23 protein-coding genes are annotated in these 19,639 nt (G+C 30.9%); 9 read left to right on the top strand and 14 right to left on the bottom strand.

Going from position 1 to position 19,639, the window contains the following annotated elements; all coding sequences use genetic code 11:
• Window positions 1-6: 6 nt before the first annotated feature.
• The 3 genes from M3P09_RS13540 to M3P09_RS13530 form a co-directional block, all read right to left on the bottom strand.
• Window positions 7-1,158: an aminotransferase class V-fold PLP-dependent enzyme gene (locus M3P09_RS13540; protein ID WP_249973545.1), complete on the bottom strand. Its 1,152-nt coding sequence runs from the start codon at window positions 1,156-1,158 to the stop codon at window positions 7-9.
• 72 nt (window positions 1,159-1,230) lie between these two features.
• The gene (locus M3P09_RS13535) at window positions 1,231-2,319 is read right to left on the bottom strand and encodes a M42 family metallopeptidase (protein WP_099564091.1); all 1,089 of its coding nucleotides are present in this window, start codon (window positions 2,317-2,319) and stop codon (window positions 1,231-1,233) included.
• A gap of 409 nt (window positions 2,320-2,728) precedes the next feature.
• Window positions 2,729-3,973: a hypothetical protein gene (locus M3P09_RS13530; RefSeq protein ID WP_249973544.1), complete on the bottom strand. Its 1,245-nt coding sequence runs from the start codon at window positions 3,971-3,973 to the stop codon at window positions 2,729-2,731.
• Between the two features lie 277 nt (window positions 3,974-4,250).
• On the opposite strand from M3P09_RS13530, the gene M3P09_RS13525 reads away from it, so the two are divergent.
• Genes M3P09_RS13525 through M3P09_RS13515 form a run of 3 tightly spaced genes read left to right on the top strand, consistent with a single transcriptional unit; the run spans window position 4,251 to window position 6,100 of the window.
• Window positions 4,251-4,931, top strand: a complete 681-nt coding sequence (locus tag M3P09_RS13525) for a DUF4294 domain-containing protein (protein WP_249973543.1) — start codon at window positions 4,251-4,253, stop codon at window positions 4,929-4,931.
• Window positions 4,932-4,934: 3 nt separating this feature from the next.
• Window positions 4,935-5,561 carry a PAQR family membrane homeostasis protein TrhA gene (trhA, locus tag M3P09_RS13520; RefSeq protein ID WP_249973542.1) on the top strand — a complete coding sequence of 209 codons (627 nt, stop codon included), beginning with the start codon at window positions 4,935-4,937 and terminating at the stop codon, window positions 5,559-5,561.
• Window positions 5,562-5,605: 44 nt separating this feature from the next.
• Window positions 5,606-6,100 (top strand): GNAT family N-acetyltransferase, encoded by a 495-nt coding sequence (locus M3P09_RS13515; RefSeq protein WP_249973541.1) that lies wholly within the window; start codon window positions 5,606-5,608, stop codon window positions 6,098-6,100.
• A 5-nt stretch (window positions 6,101-6,105) separates the two neighbouring features.
• Here the strand turns inward: M3P09_RS13515 and M3P09_RS13510 are convergent, their stop codons facing one another.
• The 3 genes from M3P09_RS13510 to M3P09_RS13500 all read right to left on the bottom strand — a co-directional run bounded on the left by M3P09_RS13510 (window position 6,106) and on the right by M3P09_RS13500 (window position 8,143).
• Window positions 6,106-6,534 carry a DUF4268 domain-containing protein gene (locus tag M3P09_RS13510; protein ID WP_249973540.1) on the bottom strand — a complete coding sequence of 143 codons (429 nt, stop codon included), beginning with the start codon at window positions 6,532-6,534 and terminating at the stop codon, window positions 6,106-6,108.
• A gap of 66 nt (window positions 6,535-6,600) precedes the next feature.
• Complete coding sequence (locus M3P09_RS13505; protein WP_249973539.1) at window positions 6,601-7,275, bottom strand: ZIP family metal transporter; 675 nt, start codon at window positions 7,273-7,275, stop codon at window positions 6,601-6,603.
• Window positions 7,276-7,408: 133 nt separating this feature from the next.
• Window positions 7,409-8,143 (bottom strand): class I SAM-dependent methyltransferase, encoded by a 735-nt coding sequence (locus M3P09_RS13500; protein ID WP_249973538.1) that lies wholly within the window; start codon window positions 8,141-8,143, stop codon window positions 7,409-7,411.
• Window positions 8,144-8,323: 180 nt separating this feature from the next.
• Here M3P09_RS13500 and M3P09_RS13495 point away from each other — a divergent pair, with 180 nt between their 5' ends.
• Window positions 8,324-9,481, top strand: coding sequence for a THUMP domain-containing class I SAM-dependent RNA methyltransferase (locus M3P09_RS13495; protein ID WP_099564099.1), 1,158 nt, complete (start codon window positions 8,324-8,326; stop codon window positions 9,479-9,481).
• Window positions 9,482-9,532: 51 nt separating this feature from the next.
• On the opposite strand, the gene M3P09_RS13490 is transcribed toward M3P09_RS13495, so the two are convergent.
• The 6 genes from M3P09_RS13490 to rlmD all read right to left on the bottom strand — a co-directional run bounded on the left by M3P09_RS13490 (window position 9,533) and on the right by rlmD (window position 15,304).
• A complete protein-coding gene (locus M3P09_RS13490; RefSeq protein WP_249973537.1) occupies window positions 9,533-10,045 on the bottom strand; it encodes a 3'-5' exonuclease in 513 nt (170 codons plus the stop codon).
• Between the two features lie 52 nt (window positions 10,046-10,097).
• Complete coding sequence (locus tag M3P09_RS13485; RefSeq protein WP_249973536.1) at window positions 10,098-11,423, bottom strand: DUF2314 domain-containing protein; 1,326 nt, start codon at window positions 11,421-11,423, stop codon at window positions 10,098-10,100.
• A 3-nt stretch (window positions 11,424-11,426) separates the two neighbouring features.
• Window positions 11,427-12,449, bottom strand: coding sequence for a tetratricopeptide repeat protein (locus M3P09_RS13480; protein ID WP_099564102.1), 1,023 nt, complete (start codon window positions 12,447-12,449; stop codon window positions 11,427-11,429).
• 154 nt (window positions 12,450-12,603) lie between these two features.
• Window positions 12,604-13,332, bottom strand: a complete 729-nt coding sequence (locus tag M3P09_RS13475) for a DUF6048 family protein (RefSeq protein ID WP_099564103.1) — start codon at window positions 13,330-13,332, stop codon at window positions 12,604-12,606.
• Window positions 13,298-13,843 carry a DUF6452 family protein gene (locus tag M3P09_RS13470; RefSeq protein WP_249973535.1) on the bottom strand — a complete coding sequence of 182 codons (546 nt, stop codon included), beginning with the start codon at window positions 13,841-13,843 and terminating at the stop codon, window positions 13,298-13,300. The genes M3P09_RS13475 and M3P09_RS13470 overlap by 35 nt, the downstream gene beginning before the upstream one ends.
• Window positions 13,844-13,891: 48 nt before the next feature.
• Window positions 13,892-15,304, bottom strand: coding sequence for a 23S rRNA (uracil(1939)-C(5))-methyltransferase RlmD (gene rlmD / locus M3P09_RS13465; RefSeq protein ID WP_249973534.1), 1,413 nt, complete (start codon window positions 15,302-15,304; stop codon window positions 13,892-13,894).
• Between the two features lie 200 nt (window positions 15,305-15,504).
• On the opposite strand from rlmD, the gene M3P09_RS13460 reads away from it, so the two are divergent.
• From M3P09_RS13460 to M3P09_RS13440, 5 genes are all read left to right on the top strand, one after another.
• A complete protein-coding gene (locus M3P09_RS13460) occupies window positions 15,505-16,014 on the top strand; it encodes a hypothetical protein (protein ID WP_249973533.1) in 510 nt (169 codons plus the stop codon).
• Window positions 16,015-16,566, top strand: coding sequence for an RNA polymerase sigma factor (locus tag M3P09_RS13455; RefSeq protein WP_099564107.1), 552 nt, complete (start codon window positions 16,015-16,017; stop codon window positions 16,564-16,566). It abuts the gene before it with no gap.
• 65 nt (window positions 16,567-16,631) lie between these two features.
• Window positions 16,632-17,015: a DUF6768 family protein gene (locus M3P09_RS13450; protein ID WP_249973532.1), complete on the top strand. Its 384-nt coding sequence runs from the start codon at window positions 16,632-16,634 to the stop codon at window positions 17,013-17,015.
• Window positions 17,016-17,152: 137 nt separating this feature from the next.
• Window positions 17,153-18,397: an ornithine--oxo-acid transaminase gene (gene rocD / locus M3P09_RS13445; RefSeq protein WP_099564109.1), complete on the top strand. Its 1,245-nt coding sequence runs from the start codon at window positions 17,153-17,155 to the stop codon at window positions 18,395-18,397.
• Between the two features lie 5 nt (window positions 18,398-18,402).
• Entirely contained in the window at window positions 18,403-18,858 is a 456-nt protein-coding gene (locus M3P09_RS13440; protein WP_099564110.1) for a DUF5362 family protein, read from the top strand.
• 68 nt (window positions 18,859-18,926) lie between these two features.
• On the opposite strand, the gene M3P09_RS13435 is transcribed toward M3P09_RS13440, so the two are convergent.
• The gene (locus M3P09_RS13435; RefSeq protein WP_249973531.1) at window positions 18,927-19,262 is read right to left on the bottom strand and encodes a CCC motif membrane protein; all 336 of its coding nucleotides are present in this window, start codon (window positions 19,260-19,262) and stop codon (window positions 18,927-18,929) included.
• A gap of 9 nt (window positions 19,263-19,271) precedes the next feature.
• The gene (locus M3P09_RS13430) at window positions 19,272-19,541 is read right to left on the bottom strand and encodes a DUF2752 domain-containing protein (RefSeq protein ID WP_284041206.1); all 270 of its coding nucleotides are present in this window, start codon (window positions 19,539-19,541) and stop codon (window positions 19,272-19,274) included.
• Window positions 19,542-19,639 lie beyond the last annotated feature (98 nt).

Raw genomic sequence — 19,639 nt, 5'->3', positions numbered from 1 at the left:
ATACTTTTATAAATGCGAAGCTATACATGAGATTAGAGGCTTAAAATCTTCAGATGTGTTGAATAAATGACAAGAAATTCTAATGTAATTACCTCTAAATGAAACAAAAATATTTTTGTTGGATAAGTCTTTTTTTAAGGCTTCAACATTTAGTTTGTCAGGTAATCTAATTCCGAATAGATGGTGTGTTCTATATTCTGAATCTTCAATATAGCAACCTAAAATTTTAAGTTCTTTAACAGCTTCATTAGAAATGTTTTCACAATAACCTTGTATGGCTTTTGGCGTCCATTCTATAACTTGTTTTAAAGCTTCAATTTGTATCCTAACATAAATAAAATTTCCACTTTCACCAACAGAATAACGGTTAGCTAAAGGTTTATACCTAGACTCATAATTTGTTAATCTTGCAAAGTTTTCACTATTCAATCGGTTAGACCAATTTTCTTCAATGGGATTACCATTATCAAAGTAAGTTCCATAATAAGCATAAGCGCATCCATAAGGACCAAATAACCATTTATAACCAGCACAAATTAAGGCATCAGGTTGAATTTCTTTAATAGAGAAGGGTAGTGCACCTATAGATTGCGATCCATCAACAATTAAAAGAGCATTGTATTGTTTCGCTTTCTTACTAACTGCTTTTAAATCGAATAAACTCCCATTTGACCAATGAATATTGCCCATGGCAATCACAGCAGTATTACTATTTATAGCATTTAAAATGGCTTCGTTCCAAAGCTTAACACGATTAGTATCAGATTTTGGAGGACTGATAGTTTTTATTGTAGCGTTATATTTTTCAGCTAATTTTTGCCATGTATAAACATTACTAGGAAATTGCTCATCTATAATTAGAATTTCATCATGCTCTTTTAAAACAATATTATTAGCAACAGTTGCTATGCCATAAGAAGCCGATGGAATTGTTGCAATACGATTAAAATCATCTGCATCAATAAGTTGAGCGAATAGCTTTTTAAGTTCTATAACAGGTTCAAAATAATCTGAAACCCTGATTTTGTAGGGGCGACTTTTCTGTTTTAGCCCTTCTATACCAGCGTCATACATCGCTTTAAAAGATGGCGATTGACTAGCTATGTTTAAATAGGTTATGTCTTCAGGAATATCGAATAAATGTTTTTGATTTTGCATGGAAAAAAATTGTATCACTTTGAGCACAGCCCAAATTGTTTTGTAGTTCACAGCTGTGCTCAAAAGGACAAATTATTCAAAATAGCTAAAAGATTCTCCATCTTTTATATTAAGTAGCGTTTCGTAAATTAATTTAATTACATTTTCCACATCATCTCTATGTACCATTTCTACAGTAGTGTGCATGTAACGAAGCGGTAAAGAAATTAAAGCAGAAGCAACACCGCCATTACTGTAAGCAAAAGCATCAGTATCGGTTCCAGTAGCTCTAGACAATGCTGAACGCTGGAAAGGTATCTTCTTTTCTTCAGCAGTTTCAGTAATTAAATCACGTAGTTTTTGTTGCACAGCAGGGGCATAAGCAACAACAGGTCCTTTACCAAGCTCTAGATGACCTTCCTTTTTCTTTTCAATCATTGGTGTTGTCGTATCATGCGTAACATCCGTTACAATGGCTACGTTTGGTTTAATGGTATGAGTAATCATTTCTGCACCACGCAATCCAATTTCTTCTTGAACAGAATTAGTAATATAAAGCCCAAAAGGTAATTCTTTTTTATTTTCTTTAAGTAATCGGGCTACTTCAGCAATCATGAAACCACCCATTCTATTGTCTAAAGCACGACAAACAAAATTCTCTTTATTTAAAATATGAAATTCATCCGGATAGGTAATAACACATCCTACATGTACACCTAATTTCTCAACTTCTTCTTTTGTTTTGCACCCACAATCAATAAAAATATTATCTGGCTTTGGCGCTTCTTCTTTAGCTCTATTTCGAGTATGAATTGCCGGCCAGCCAAAAACACCTTTTACAATGCCTTTTTTAGTATGTATATTAACAATTTTACTTGGTGCTATTTGGTGATCGCTTCCGCCATTTCTAATCACATAAATTAATCCGTTATCCGAAATGTAATTTACATACCACGAAATTTCATCGGCGTGCCCTTCAATAACCACCTTGTATTTAGCTTTTGGGTTTATTACCCCAACAGCTGTTCCGTAAGTATCTGTAATAAACTCATCAACATAAGGCTTTAGATAATCCATCCAAAGTTTTTGCCCAGTCCATTCGTACCCTGTAGGAGCTGCATTATTTAAATATTTTTCTAAAAAGTCTATCGATTTTTTATTAAGAATGCTCTTTTTTGCCATTTATAAAAGTTTTGCACTAAAATAATAATATAAAATGTAAAAAAATGATTTAAAGGATCTCTTAATTATTTTTTTTTGGCGTTACCCAAGGGTCGGGCTTTCCGTTACAAGTCCTCGCGCCAAAAAGGCACTGTGGGCTTTCTACTGCAATCCCTAACGCAGGTATCTGCTAGCTTATATAATTAAACAGAAAGGTGCTTTATTTTGGAGAAGTTCGTTTAACGGTCTAGGCTATGATTTCGTTGTGGAATCATCCGCAGGATTATTCCGCCGAAATCCAGCCGTTTGATTTATACTTTTATTTTGGTGTGGCACAAAACCACAATGAATTATAGCCATTGTTGTGTGTTCGTTTAACTGATTTTTTTTACTAATTATGTATTTAAAAATAATTATTTCTAATGTTCTTTTACTTTAAAATAATCTTTTTTTGGGTAAAATAAAGGTTATAATTTATTAAAATTCCAATAATAATTATTCCTATCACAAAAAAACTAGCTACTATCGTTTTGAGACTAAAATCGACTCTGTAATTAATTAAAATATATATTGCCGTTGTAGATGGAAGTGCTATTACTGATAGAAAAAGAACAATTCTTGACAAACTATTTGACATTACTCCAAACCACGGATATGAAATTTCTATATGTGTAGTTTTAGTCAATAAGATATTAATGTTTTTAACTTGAACAAGTATATAAAACATTAAGAAAAATATTATTCCTGGACCAATTAAGAGTAAAGTTTGTTCGCGAACAGTTATACCAAATATTTTTACGCTCTTTTCCGATTTAATAATTTTGTCAATTAAATATTTAGATGCATCAGATAAAGACTTATTTTCAATTTCACCCAAAACTCTATGGACTTTTGGAAATATTGTAGAAATAATTGTGTCACTATCTTTAGAACATAGATGAGGATAGTTTTCAAATAACCATCCTTTTGCATAATATGTTGAACGAATTGTACTAAGAATATTTATATCTTCTGACTTGAAACTCTTGGACATATCGGAATCACTATCTTCAATAACAAACCAATATCGATGGTTATCGTTATTCATTGATTCTACTTTCCCTATATCAGTCCTACGAATATCAAATTTAGAGTCCTTATATGTGCTTTCAATACTTGAATCAAGAACGATTTTTATGTTTTTGAGAATAATTTTTTCTGGATATTTTATTGAAGACATTCCAAGTTGGTAATCACGTTGAGATTGAGTTATATCAAATTCAAAACTTGATATTAGTTTTTTAATTATCGTAAAGTCTTCATTTTCTTGTATGTATCCAACATTATTTTTTTGATTAAAAAAATCTATAATTTCAGAAATTTTACTTTCTTTTTTTGGCCAATTTAATGTGAGTGAACTTTTATATTTAAAATCATTAGCAACCTTAAAATTCACCTCATATTTAATTAAGCTGTCTCTGAGATTATCAGAATATTTGTTGAATCTTTTAGAAATATCTTTATCAACATAACTAAAATAAGAGTTATAATTTAAATTTTTTAATGAGTCTATTTCTTGTCTAGCTTCTATATATCTGAATCTATCATCTGAGCGAATCGAAAAAAACAACAAAATAACAGAAACCACTATTAATATATTATTGGTGTTTCTTATAGATTTAATGAAGTCGGTCATATATTATTTTGTTGTGTAAGAATTAGTCATTTTAACTTCTCTATTAGATATTAGAAAACTTGAGTTACTGAAAGATAATTTTTTTTACATAATGGGTTCTTAATGACACACAATGTTTTTCAAGTATATGAATCCGTTTTAATGGTTTATATACTACGTTAAACGAATTTCGACAATTTTTCTGACAAAGTCAAGTGTTTTAATAATTTCAGACCTAAGATATCTAGTTTTAAGAAATTCAGTATTTTTGGCGTAATAAACGCCCCTTTTTTTACAAATGAATTATTTCAAATACATATTTATTCTTTTTCCGTTTTTTGCACTAGCCCAAATTAGTGATGTAGAGCAAGATTCTACTGCGGTTGAGTATATTATTGTTGAAGGCGATTCTATACCACGAACATCTATTGATTTGGATGAAGTTATGTTATTGCATAAGCTTCAATTTGATAGTAAAAAGGACCGAGTTCGATATTTAATTTTACGCAGAAAAACAATAAAAGTATATCCTTATGCAAAAATGGCTGCTGAACGTTTAGATTCAATGAATAAACGCTTAGCCGGTATTAAGAAAAAACGTCATAAAAAAAAGTATGCTAAGCGTGTACAAAAATATATAGAAGGAGAGTTCTCTGATGAATTAAAAAAATTAACCCGAACAGAAGGACAAATACTAGTTAAATTAATACATAGGCAAACTGGTAAAACAGCTTTTAATTTGGTAAAAGAATTACGTAACGGCTGGCGCGCATTTTGGTATAATACTACAGCCAGTATGTTTGATATTTCTTTAAAGCGCGAATTTGACCCTCTTAATGAAAAAGAAGACTATTTAATTGAAGATATTCTGCAACGTAACTTTCAAAGCGGACGCTTAGAAAGACAAAAATCTAAGATTGAATTCGATTTTTATGATTTAACTGACAAATGGTTTAAACCTATACAAAACAAGCAATAGTTTATGCGTATACAAACTCCGTTTGAGGAAAAGTTGAATGCTACTACTCATGCGCTTGGTGTTTTGTTTGGTATAGTAGCTTTGGTTTTACTAATTGCTTTTGATAATCAAAAAACGCCTTGGAGTTTATTTAGTGTTATTATTTATGGTATTTCTATTATTGTGTTATTTGCTGCATCAACATTTTACCATGCGGTAAAAAGTGAAAAGAGAAAGCATTATTTTAGAATTGTAGATCATATTAGCATTTATCTTTTAATTGCAGGAACCTATACTCCGGTTTGTTTAATTTCAATTGAGCAGAGTTTAGGTCGGACTTTATTTTTTGCGGTTTGGGGTATTGCCGCTTTTGGTGTTATTTTAAAATTGTTTTTTACAGGACGTTTTGAAGTTTTCTCAACACTTCTTTATTTAATAATGGGTTGGCTTATTGTGTTTGATTTTACAAGCTTATCTGAAACTATTGGTAGTGATGGCATTTTATTTCTTTTCGCTGGAGGGTTAGCTTATACCGTTGGTATTATTTTTTATGCTGTAGAAAAGATACCGTACAATCATGTTATTTGGCATTTATTTGTTTTAGCTGGAGCAATATTTCACTTTTTTATGATTTTCTTTTATGTGATTTAAACTTAATTTTTCTTTATTTTGAATATCTAAAACTTTAATTTTCTATGATAGAAATTACTTTAGCTCAAACACAGCCAGATTATATATTAATTGAAGAATTAGCCGATGTTATTTGGCGCAAACATTATATTCCTATTACGGGTATTGGTCAAGTAGAGCATATGCTTAAAAAGTATCAATCAGCCGAAGCAATTTCTAAACAAGTCGAAGATGAAGGTTTTGAGTATTTTATTTTAAGATATGATAAAACCCCAGTAGGTTATATTTCTATTAGAAAAGAAGAAGATAAGTTGTTTTTAAGCAAAATATATGTGCTAAGCGAGTATAGAGGAAAAAAGATAGGCAAAACCGCGATGCAATTTATTGAGGAAAAGGCAAAAGCATACGGTTTAAAAACAATTATGCTTACGGTAAACAAAAATAACACAAATTCAATTAAGGCTTACGAGAAGTTAGGTTTTATTAATGTATGCGCTTTGGTAAAAGATATAGGGAATGGTTATGTTATGGATGACTACCAAATGGAGAAAAAAATCTAATGACTTTAGCCTTCAATGACATCCTTATAGTCCTCAAAAAATGCTTCAAACAAATTCATTTTTTCATTGAAAAACTCCATCACATCACGCCAAGTGTTTTTATTATGAATAGATACTTTTTGCTCTAAAGGCACGTAAACTCTTGAAATTTCTTTATAGTTTTCTAATAAATATTCTTCATTAAAAATGGCATCGGGGAGAAAATCATCTAATAAAATCGATTTTAAAGCTTCTAGTTTCTCCCAATATTTAATACGGTTTTCTAAATCATCTTCAATATCTAAAGCAACTAAAGCAGTTTTGGTATCAAAATGAAATTTAAATGATAAACCTTTTATTTTAGTATTATACAATATCCATTTCCGTGGAAACGATTTTCCAAAACTAATCCAGAATTCTTGTCTTAATAATCGAGACTCTTCTTTGCTAAACACTATTTTCAGTTAAAAGTTAAAAACAATAGACTTAAATCTTTAGTTAATATTTTCCAATAGCCAATACTAAATCATAAAAGCAATACCAACGCCTAAAATAATGGCAATAAATTTTGATAGATTAAACTTGTGTCCTTCACCACTTTCAAATAAAATAGTGGTAGAAATATGAAAAAATATTCCAATAACAATAGCATTAATTATGTGTGCATAGTCAGCGATTGGTTCCCATGTGTTGGAAATAAGAGTTCCTAAAGGAGTCATAACTGCAAATACTAATAAAAATGCTATAATTTGTAGTTTACTATAATTAGACTGAAATAAAAACATGCTTACTAAAGCCGCGATAGGTATTTTATGTACCAAAACACCATAAACCATGTCATTATGCTGATGTATAGGGAAACCTTCTAAAAAACTATGGATGCATAAACTAATAAATAGTAACCACGGGAAATTAGTTTCGTTCTTATGTATGTGTACATGCCCATGTTCTGCCCCTTTAGAGAATAACTCTAAAATAATTTGTAACACAATACCACACATAATGTACAAGCCTGTAAGTTTTGCATCTAAATGATTATAAACTTCTGGTAATAACTCAAAAAGCGTTAAAGCTAGTAAAAAAGCCCCGCTAAAAGAGAGTAGGAGTTTAGTGTTCCAAGTTTTTTTATTTTTAGTTGCAATAGCAATAATAACACCTAAAATAACGGCGTATACAGGAAATAAAAATTTATTCATTCAAAAAAATAATAACCCACAACAGTGAGTGTAATTAATTATTTATAAGTCTCGATTGTAAGTCGATAAACTCAAATTTATACTTTATTAAAAAATATCCACAGAGTGATAATGATTAAAAGCCAATTATTAGTTATTTAAAAATCATTACTAAGCGTTCAGATGTTTTCGCATTAAATTTATGCAATTTATAGTCGCCAAAAACATCTAGTAAATGTACATTGGCTGCTTCAAACATAGTTTCAAAATCTTTCAAAGTAAACGCTCTTACACGCTCTTGAAAATTATAATCGTTGCCTTCTGCTGTAAACGAAATGTCTTTTACAATATAACCAGCTTCAACATAACGTTTTAAATTAAAGGTAATATCATCAACTGTTTTAATTTCTTCGGGCACTAAATTATCAATAACAAACTCACTATTCATAAAATCAATAACCCCAAAACCAAAAGGATTTAAATTTTCCTTGATGGCTTTAATAGTATTCAGGTTATCTTCATCTTTGTCAAAATATCCAAAACTAGTAAACAAATTAAAAACTGCATCAAATTGCTTATTGTAAGGTTTACACATGTTATGTACTTCAAAATGCAAGCTGTTATTTTCAAACTGTTTAGCAAAATTAATACTATTTTCACTTAAATCAACACCAGTAACATCATAGCCAATTTTATTTAAATACCTTGCATGTCTTCCTTTGCCACAAGCCAAATCTAAAATAATACCGCGTTCCGGAACATTTAAATAATTGGTAAGTGTATCCATAAACGCATGAGCCTCGGTATCATCCCTGTCTTTATATAAAGTATGGTAAAATGGTGTATCAAACCAAGAGGAAAACCATTTTGTAGTCGTATTATTCGTCATATTTTTTTTGAGGTTACCACGCTTGCATTTCGGCTACGCTCAATGTAAACGTGGTCAGGCTTTCCGCTATATCTTTTTTATCAAAAAAGGATGCCGCATCAATCCTTAACCCATTATCTGCAATTGCTAAGTTAATTAACGCAAAATTACGTTATTTTTGCAATCTATTCGACGTAAAAAATGGAAGAAAATTTCAAGATGGTTGCCAAAACCTTATTTGGCTTTGAAGAGTTACTATCAAAAGAGCTTACTCAACTTGGTGCTCAAGATATAAAAGCAGGGGTTCGTAATGTAGCTTTTTCGGGAGATAAAGGGTTTATGTATAAAGCCAATTTAGGCTTGCGAACAGCTGTTAAAATTTTAAAACCCATCCATACATTTACTGTTAGTAGCGAGCAAGATTTATATGATAAAATCTATGCAATGGATTGGTCTCAATATTTAAAACCAACAGGCACCTTAGCAGTTGATGCTACAATACATTCTGATTTGTTTACACATTCGCTTTACATTGCACAAAAAACTAAAGATGCTATAGTTGATAAATTTAGAGATACTACTGGCAAACGTCCAAATGTCGATTTAAAATTTCCAGACTTAAAGATAAATGTGCATATTGATAGACGGCAATGTACTATTTCATTAGATTCTTCTGGCGATTCATTGCATAAGCGTGGTTATAAAATGGCCACTAATATAGCACCTATAAACGAGGTTTTAGCAGCAGGGTTGATTATGTTGTCTGGCTGGGATGGACAAACCGATTTTATGGACCCCATGTGTGGTTCTGGTACCATGCTTATAGAGGCTGCAATGATAGCTTGTAATATTCCACCAAATTTGATGCGTAAAGAATTTGCGTTTGAACGTTGGCAAGATTGGGATGTAGAATTGTTTGAAAAAATTGAAGAATCCTTACTTGGCAAAACTCGCGATTTTCATCATAAAATAATTGGTTATGATAAAGCGCCAAGTGCAGTTAGTAAAGCTAAAGATAATGTTAAGAATGCCCAATTAGAAGACTTTATTGAAGTAAAGCATGAAGATTTTTTCAAAACCCAAAAAGGAGGTGATGAAAAATTACATATGGTATTTAACCCACCTTATGGCGAGCGTTTAAATATTGATATGCAAGAGTTTTATGCAAGCATTGGAGATACCTTAAAGCAAAATTATCCAGGTACTGATGCTTGGTTTATTACCTCAAACCTTGATGCTCTTAAACATGTAGGTTTGCGACCATCACGAAAAATACATTTATTTAATGCAAAACTTGAAGCACGTTTAGTTAAATATGTAATGTATGAAGGAAGTAAGAAGGGAAAATATATGAAGTAACAAATTCTAGTCTTTTGTCTTAAAAATGACGAAAGTACACCCTTTGTATTTCTAAAATAAAGGTAAACGCTCATATTGAGCAATTAAAAACAGCTTACCACAGGCGCGAGCATCAGACAATGCATCGTGATGTTTTAAAGCAATATTATGTGCTTTACAGCAAGCATCTAGTTTTGCTGGTTTATAACCTTTATTGCGGTAAATCTTAAGCGTGCATTCCCAACGCTCTTGCATGATTAAATCTGATTGCGGAATGTTATAATCTTTCATCGTTTTTTGTAAAACGGTTCTGTCAAAAGATTCATTGTGTGCAACGGTAACTATTCCAGAAATACGTTTTTTTATCTCTGGATACACAGCTCTAAAATTTGGTGCAAATCTAGTATCGTCTTCAGTAATACCATGAACTTGTATATTATGCCAATTATAATCGTTGTTTGGTGGTTGTATTAACGCATGAAACTCGTCAATAATAACCCCATTTTTAAACGTCACAATCCCAACAGAGCAAATATGGTGTCCTTTAGCGGTCTCGAAGTCTATGGCTGCAAAGATGGTTGACATGGTTTGAGTTTTGGAGTAAAGTTACAGTTTTATGTTAAAGCAATTCGTGTTTTTAATTCTGCATTTTCATAATTATTTCACTAGTTTCATTGCCTTCTTGTGTGCCATCTGCTTTGTATAATATGTAATCAAACATATCATTTATATTTTTTGAAACTTTTGAGCCGGCTTTTAAATTTTCAACTACTCTTGGTTCGTTTTGTAAAAGACCATTAATAGTTTCTCCTTTCCATTTGGTTATTTCTACCCACATCCATTCTCTTTCCCCTTCAGAATTTTCAAATGGGAATTTTATAAGTAAAGAGCTGTTTATTGGTAAACCTGCCAAAAATAATTTACGGAGTTCTGGTATTTTTTCTTTTGCTCTTTTGCTAGCTGCAAGAAGTTCTTCGTTATGATTAAGATAGGAAACTTTGTCTAGAGACCCAAATAGCTTTGTAATAACTTCATTATGTTCAACCTGAGGATTTGCTTCTGAGAACCCTATTTCAATCAATCTGTTTTGAGGGTCGCCTTCTTCCCAAGTTCCTTTAATTAAATTTATTTCCGCTTTCTTTTCTGCATTTTCATATAGTGAGCTTAAAAGAACAGCTTTTAACTCTTCATTTTTGATAGCATCAATATTCAATTTAATGCGTCCAGTTTTTTCAATTTTCTGTTTTTCTAAGAGTGTTTGAGCAATTAAGTTAATAAAGCTTGTTAACCCTAAACTACTGTTACATGATAAGTTTTCAATGCATAAATCAGGTAGTCCAAATTTTAACATTCCCAGGGTTATAGCTCTACAGTACTCTTCTTTTTGATAAAAATGAATGGTAATATGGTTAGATATATTTACAGTGTTATCATTTATTAAGCGTTTAGCATTCCAATAATCTTTACTATAAGTTTCTCGCGTATCAGAATCGAAAATAACAGCTTTCTTATTTTTAACTAAATCTTTAACAAAATTATTTGCTGTTTTTAAGGTGGTAATTAATTCATCTTGTTTACACATAAAATCCAATAATAACACATATTTAGACTTCTGTAACTCTATTTTTTCGCTTTCACTTAGTCCTTGATTTGTATATTGTAAATATTCCAAATCGGCAGGAGGGAATTGTTCTTTTACATTTGTTATAGGTGTAATTACAACACTACTTTCTTTTATTGATTCGGGGTTAGAAACTGAGTCTAGTAATTTAATTGAGGGATGGAGTTTTTTAATAGTTTTTATAGCATCTTCTACTTTAACAATATCATTATCTAAAAAGTAGATAGCGTATTCAAATAAAACTTTGTCATCTGCAATATTTCCTTTTGGAATTTTGTTTTGAGAGTATGAAGCACATGTAAGTAGTGCTAAAAGAAAAAGTGATATATAATTAATCTTCATTTATTATAGGTTATTTGTTTTGAGCCAATCCCCAAAAGCGTTTAATTTCTCATTATTTTCTTGCACCCATTTTCTTGAATTTTTATTACCAGATTGGTTTATATAGTGGCAATAAGTTTCTAAATGCTCACTCTTTGCTAATTCATAAAAAAATGTGGTATAAAAAGTCCACCAAATCTCTTTGTCTTTTTTCTTTTTAAGTTCTCCTAATACTGTAAAAAAAGAGCCGGTGTTTGTAATAAACATTTCGTCATCAGTTTTACCTTCGTTTTCTTCTAAGCTTTTTGATGCTTCTAACATGCCAACCATTAACTCGGCAGCACCAAACTTAGAATCACCACCCAAAGAAGAAAGACTTATATTAATACTATTAGGCTTGTCTTTTTCTTTAGATACGTTACCACCAAACCTATCATGAAGCATCATATATGCTTCAATCGACCTCACTGAGTCAGGTTCTAAAAAGAGGTAATAATGAACAGCCAGTAAAGTTTGCACTGTATTGCCTTTATAGTTATGAATATTTGCTAACATTAAGTGACTACTAGAGTGATTTGAATTATTTTCTATAGCCTTAACAACATTGTTTTCAGCTTTTTCTAAATCACCTATATTATAATAGTTTAATGCTAAATTATAATAAAGTAAGTAATGACTTTTTTCTTTTTTAATGGCTTTTTCGAATAGCTTTATTGATTCTTTTGTTTTTCCTAATAAATCTAGTGAAGAACCTTTAGTAAGGTAAGCTTGAAGCATGTGACTAGCCCTTTGTTTCAAAATATTGTCTGAGTGTTCAATGGCTTTTTTATAGTTTTTGTTATGAAAATAACTTAAAGATATTTCGTAGTTTACCAACGTAGATTTTGGATCTAATTTTAATGCCTCAGCATAGGTTTTGATGGCTAAGTCAAAATTTCCATCGTCGTGGTATTCAATCCCTTTTTTTACTAGCTCCTCAATAGTAGATTGGGCGTTTAAGTATGAAGTATTTATAAATAATACTAAAAGAAATAATAATGGTTTCATTTTTTTCTTTTTTATTGTTCTAATTTAGATTTTTGGTGATTGATATAACTAAAGTAATCTAAATAGTGAGAAAAAGAAATATGATTAAGTAAGAAATTTTACTTAATCAACTAATTTATAGCATTTCAAAATAGTTAGTAAATTAAAAAAAAGTTTAGTTATCCCTTTTATAAAGCGGAATACGATAAGAAATGGTGTAACTGTAACCTACACCAATACGGCTGCTATCATAAGTTTTATTAAACCCAGGAATGTATATGTTTTGAAAGTTTTCGGGTTCTGTTTCGTTTACTAAGCCTTTAAGTTGCACGTTTAAACCCATGTATAGGTTGTTAAAAAGTTCAGCTTTAATACCTAAAATAATTTCTGCCCAAATTGCTGTTAAACCATCAAATTTTTGTGGCGTTGTAGAAGAGAATTGTTCACCCCAATACTGATTGGTATTGTATACATTAAAGCTATTTAGAGTATGACTAAATGTACTTGCTCCTACACGAAACCCAAAGTAAATCATATTATCCATATCTAGCCAATTTTGATATGAATTATAATCAATACCTCCTTTTAAGTAACTTCCTTTTGTTGTGATATTTAAATAATTGTTCACATCGGTTTTTTCTTCTGTACCAATTTCACCAGCTATGTATAGCTTTTTCTTAAGCCGATAATCGGCAGAAATCTCAAAACCAGAATATTCATCGTCAATAGCGGTTCGAATAAGTTTACCAATATCAGCACCAACACGAAGTCCGTACTTTTGTTTAATTTTTAAAGAGTCGTTTACAGGACTAGCAATACTATCGTTTTGCGCATTTGCAGATACACAAAAAAGTAGTAAAAGAGCACTACTAATGAAATAAGTTAAAATGCGCTGCTGTTTCATCTTCTACAGATTGAGGGTTATTAAAAGGTTGTGTTAATTGTATCCAGTTATCACCATCATCTTCAACAGATATTGTAACATCTTTAAAAATGGTTTTATAGCCACAAGCACGGGATACGTAAACTTCTTCTCTGGTGTAATTTATAGTGATAATATCTTCATTACCTCCAATAACATCATCAGTTATATCATCTGGAGTACCATTATCATCATAAGAATAATCACTATGTAGTTTATACTGTGAAGAATCACTGTTTGTTTTTAAAGGTAATACGATAGAATCAGTAGATACTATATTAAAACCTGTTAAAGCATCATCGATTCCAACACCTTGTACTCTTAAACCAAACACGTTTTTTTTACTGTCTTGGTTTGATACGTCCGATGTTCTTATAATTAAGCTAGGTGTAGTTGGTGTGCTTTCGGGACATAAATCGTCACGTTCGCAACTCGCAGTAACTCCAATTATCAATAAAATAATTGGTAAAAAAAAGAATTTAAAAGATTTCATTTTCATTTTATACAAATAAACGAATTAACAACTAAACGAATATACACTTTATCGTTTTTCAAGCAATACAACATTTTCGACATGAAATGTTTGTGGAAACATATCTACTGCTTGTGTTTTTGTGACTTTATACATGCTATCCATTAATGCCAAATCCCTAGCTTGGGTAGCACTATTACAGCTTACATAAACCACCTTTTTAGGCGCTATATTTAAAATTTGTTGTACAACGTCTTTATGCATACCATCACGAGGCGGATCTGTGATAATAATATCGGGCTGCCCATGTGCGCTAATAAACTCGGCATTAAAAACGTGCTTCATATCTCCAACAAAGAATTCAACGTTATTAATACTATTTAATTGTGCGTTTTCTTTGGCTGCTGTAATAGCATCAGGTACAGCTTCAACTCCAACAACTTTATTTGCTTTTTTTGCAACAAATTGAGCAATAGTTCCTGTGCCTGTATATAAATCGTAAACGACTTCATTTCCTGTTAAATCAGCAAAATCTCGTGTTATTTTATATAGTTCAAAAGCCTGATCAGAGTTGGTTTGATAAAAAGATTTTGCATTTATTTTAAATTTCAAACCTTCCATTTCTTCAAAAATATAATCATTGCCTTTATAACAAATAACTTCTTGATCGTAAATGGTATCGTTTGCTTTTCCATTTATAACATATTGTAAAGAGGTTATTTGTGGAAATGTTTTATGAAGAAAGTCCAACAATAATTCGCGTTTTGCTTTATCTTCTTTAAAAAACTGAATCATAACCATAATATCTCCTGTACTTGAAGTACGAATCATCATAGTGCGTAACAATCCTGTTTGATTTCTTGTATTGAAAAATTCTAAATTATTTTCAATGGCAAATTGTTTTACAGCATTTCTTATGGTATTTGATGGATCCGCTTGTAAATGACACTTTCTTATATCTAAAATTTTATCCCACATTCCTGGAATATGAAAGCCTAATGCATTTCTATCTCCCAAGTCTGCATCCGATTGTACCTCTTCAATAGTTAACCAACGCGAATCGCTAAAAGAAAATTCCATTTTATTTCTATAAAAATATTGGTTGGCAGAACCTAGAATAGGAGATACTTCTGGGAGTTCAATATGTCCCAAACGGATTAAATTATTAGTAACTTCTTTTTGTTTATAAAATAATTGATGCTCGTAACTCATATTTTGCCATTTGCAACCGCCACAGGTTCCAAAATGCTCGCAAGCAGGCTCAGTTCTTTTATCTGATAGTTTATGAAACGCAGTTGCTTTTCCTTCGTAATATGCTTTTCGCTTTTTAAAGGTTTGCACATCTACTACATCACCAGGAACAGCATTAGGTAAAAAAATAACCTTACCATCAGGAGCTTTAGCAATAGTTTTTCCTTTTGCTCCGGCATCGATAACTTCTACGTTTTCAAAAATTTGTTTTCTTGATTTTCTTCTTGACATGCTGCAAAAATAATAATAGCATCAAATAAAAATGGCTTTATTTCTATTAACTTTAATAGATTTTTAAATTATTTGAAAATAAAATGAACCTTTTGTAAAGATTGCTGTCTTTATAGTATGAAATGAACCTTAAATTTATAAACCAAGGAATCTTAAAACCAAATTATTTTTGACTAAAAATAATAGTAAACGATGAACAGATGAATGTTATAAACATACATAAGCGAAGAATTAATCAACCTAAAGAAAGTGTATATAAATTGTTAGACACATTAACAACCAAAGATGATAAAGTTTGGCCTTATGAAAAATGGCCAGCTATTCGTTTTAAAAATGGATTAAAAGTTGGATCTGCTGGTGGTCATGGCCCAATAAAGTACAGGGTTGATAGTATTGATTATAATGAAGGCATCGTATTTAGTTTTACTAATACAGGGTTTAATGGTACCCATGTACTTAAAGTTGAAGAGTTAAGTGATTCTGAAGTAGAGATATCTCATACTATCAAAATGAAAACTTCTGGATTTGCTGTTCTTTATTGGTTATTTTTGGTTAAATGGTTTCACGATGCTTTAATTGAAGATGCTTTTGATAAATTAGAAAATCATTTTTTATTAGAAAAAAAAGAAACTGAATATAACTTCTGGGTGAAATTTTTAAGAATGCTTAAAAACAAAAAAAGAAAGCGGCACTATATAAAACCTATCTAATTGAAAAGAGATAAAGCTATAGATGCAATGTTAGTTACACAATACCTTTCTGGAAATGCAAATGCATTTACAGAGTTGGTTAAAAGATGGCACAAATTGTTTTGCGAAAAGGCTTATTGGTTAGTTCAAGATCCCGATGTTGCTAAAGATATTGCTCAAGATAGTTGGAAAACAATTATTGTTAAGATTGATAAATTACAAGACCCAAAAAGTTTTGGAGCGTGGGCACTACGTATTGTTTATACTAAGGCTTTAAATAATATTAATTCAAATAAAAGGATACATAATAATTTAGAGCATTATAAATACGAACAAGATTCAGTAGCTGATGAAATTGAGGTTGATGAATCATTAAAAAAAGCACTTTCAAAAGCCATTAAAAATTTAGTTGAACACCAGCAAGTAGTAATTAAGTTGTTTTATGTTGAAGAATATTCGTTAAAAGAAATTAGTGAAATATTAAATATATCAGTGGGAACAGCGAAATCAAGATTATTCCATGCTAGAGAAAAATTGAAGGAAGTATTAAAAAATAAACGAAATAATTATTAATAAGTTTTTTGTTGGAGTTTACATTAGAGTGTAACCGACATGCAGAAACAAAAAATAAATTTATTATGAAAAATAATATAGAAGACATCGATAAATTAATTAAAGAAACATTAACCCAAGAAGAAACTAAGTTTTACGATGATTTAGATGAACAAAACCCGCTACAAATGGTTGGAGGATTGTTTCAAGGGAAATTAAAATGGTTTATGATTTTAGTAAACATTGTAATGATAGCTTGGTTTGCATTGTTTGTGTACTGTACCATTCAATTTTTTAAGGTTGAGACCACAAGTGAATTAATAAAATGGGCAGCAATAGGCTTTTTTAGCATGATGGTAATAGGAATGTTAAAGCTTTTTTCTTGGATGCAAATGGACAAAAATGCGATTATGCGTGAGTTGAAACGTTTAGAGTTACAAATATCTTCATTACATCATAAAATCAAATAGAATTTTAAAACGCCATAAATATTTATTAATATTGCAATTCCTAGGGATGATTTCTCTCCCACGCTGCTTTTTCGAATTCTTCGGAAAAATAAAGGTACAGAAGGAATGGTTATTTTATTAATTTAAAACAAATTAAAATGGCTGTTTTAGACCAATTAACTTCGCAACAAGCGATCGATTTAGAAAACAAGTATGGTGCACACAATTACCATCCGTTACCTGTAGTATTAAGCAGGGGAGAAGGTGTGTATGTTTGGGATGTAGAAGGAAAACAATATTACGATTTTCTATCTGCATATTCTGCTGTAAACCAAGGGCATTGCCACCCTAAAATTGTGGGTGCGATGACTAATCAGGCACAAAATTTAACCTTAACATCAAGAGCTTTTTATAATGATGTACTTGGTAAATATGAAAAGTTTGCTTGCGAATTTTTTGGATTTGATAAGTTACTACCAATGAATACTGGAGCTGAAGCTGTAGAAACGGCTTTAAAGCTTTGTAGAAAATGGGCCTATGAAGTAAAAGGAATTGATGAAAATGAAGCCGAAATTATTGTTTGCGAAAACAATTTTCATGGACGAACTACTACTATCATTTCATTTTCTAATGATCCTGTAGCCCGTAAAAATTTCGGACCTTTCACAAATGGCTTTATAAAAATTGAGTATGATAATTTAGAAGCTTTAGAAGAAGCTTTAAAAAACAACCCGAATGTTGGTGGGTTTTTAGTTGAGCCCATTCAAGGTGAAGCTGGTGTTTATGTTCCGAGCGAAGGTTATTTAGCAAAAGCTAAAGCATTATGTGAAAAATATAATGTTTTATTCATTGCCGATGAGGTGCAAACTGGGATAGCCCGAACAGGGAAATTATTAGCAGTAAATCATGAAAATGTAACCCCAGATATTTTAATATTAGGGAAAGCTTTAAGTGGTGGAGCATATCCAGTAAGTGCAGTTTTGGCAAATGATAGCGTTATGAATGTTATTAAGCCAGGTAACCATGGTAGCACTTTTGGTGGAAACCCTGTAGCTGCAGCTGTAGCTATAGCAGCTTTAACTGTTGTAAAAGAAGAAGAATTATCAAATAATGCTGAAGCATTAGGGCAATTATTTAGAAGTGAATTAAATAAGTTTATTGAAACAAGTAACATAGCTTCGCTAGTTAGAGGGAAAGGTTTACTTAATGCTATTCTAATTAACGATGATGAAGATAGTGATACAGCTTGGAATATTTGTTTGGCTTTGCGTGATAATGGCTTATTAGCTAAACCAACTCATGGAAATATTATTCGTTTTGCTCCGCCTTTAGTAATGACAAAAGAACAGTTGTTGGATTGTGTTGATATTATTATTAAGACTTTAAAACAATTTGAGAAATAGAATTTATGGAACAAAAATCAGCTTTCGATAGCTTTGAATTAGAAGTAAGTGATGAAATTAAAGTATTATTAAAAGAAACGACCTCATGGACTTATTTTTTATCTATACTTGGCTTTATTGGAATAGGTTTTTTGGTGATTTTTGGAATATTTTTTGGAGCAATAATGAGTGCTGGCGCATTAAGAAATAATAACCCGTATGAAGCCATGGGGTTTTCAATGGGTTATTTTGGACTTATTTATGTGGTTATGGCATTAATTTATTTTTTTCCTGTACTTTATTTATTTAATTTTTCAAGAAAAATGAAAAGTGCTTTGAGTAATACTAATAAAGCCGATTTTAAGTCAGCTTTTACAAATTTAAAATCCCATTACAAGTTTATGGGTGTTTTTACAATTGTAATTATTAGTATTTATGTTCTAGCTTTTATTGTTGGAATGTTTGCTGCAGCTTCATTTTAAAAATCAATATACTATAAAATAAAAAAAGCGACCAATTTGGTCGCTTTTTTTATTATGCGGGAAGTAATTTAATTACCTAAGCCCATTTGCTCCATAATTTCTTTTTGTTGTTCCATATAAGCATCCCATCCACCAACAGAATAGATTGAATAAGCTGACCATAAAAAGGCAACAACTGCTAAAGCTAAACCAATAATGGCTATTATTTTGGCGGTCTTTAGTTGGCTGAAATTGCTATAAGCTTCTGGATTTTCTGCATATAGTTTTGTGTCTTTTTTTACTAAAAATAACGCTATTCCAGAAAAAAGCAAACCGCCAATTCCTGCACTACAACAGCAGGCGATAAAAGAAATAATTCCAAGAATTAGTGCAATAGTAGCATTAGGTAGTTTTTGTTGTTCCATGTTTTTGTTTTATTTGATTATAAAAGTTTTAATTATAAAATTCCCAATGATTATTGAAACATTAAGAATAGCCAAAATAATAATAATTTTATTAGCGTACTTAAAATTCTTAAATGTATTTACTGCTACTACTAAAAAAAGGAGTATTAAAGTATATATGGCAGGATACATATAAAAGGCGTCAACAAAATTTCCGTTGCATATTAAAGAAATTGATCGCTGCAAGCCACAACCCATGCATTCTACTCCAAAAAGCTTTTTGTTTAAGCACGGTAGCATGTATTCTTCTAAAGACGACTGCATTTAAAAAATCAAGTTTTGCCAAATTTAGACAAAAATGTGTGTTAATGGTAGTTTTTAAAAAACTAAATGGAAGT

Source organism: Jejuia spongiicola, from assembly GCF_023502325.1.
GTDB lineage: Bacteria > Bacteroidota > Bacteroidia > Flavobacteriales > Flavobacteriaceae > Wocania_A > Wocania_A spongiicola.
The sequence above is the reverse complement of the archived record's forward strand: the minus strand, read 5'-3'. Positions and strand labels throughout refer to the sequence as shown.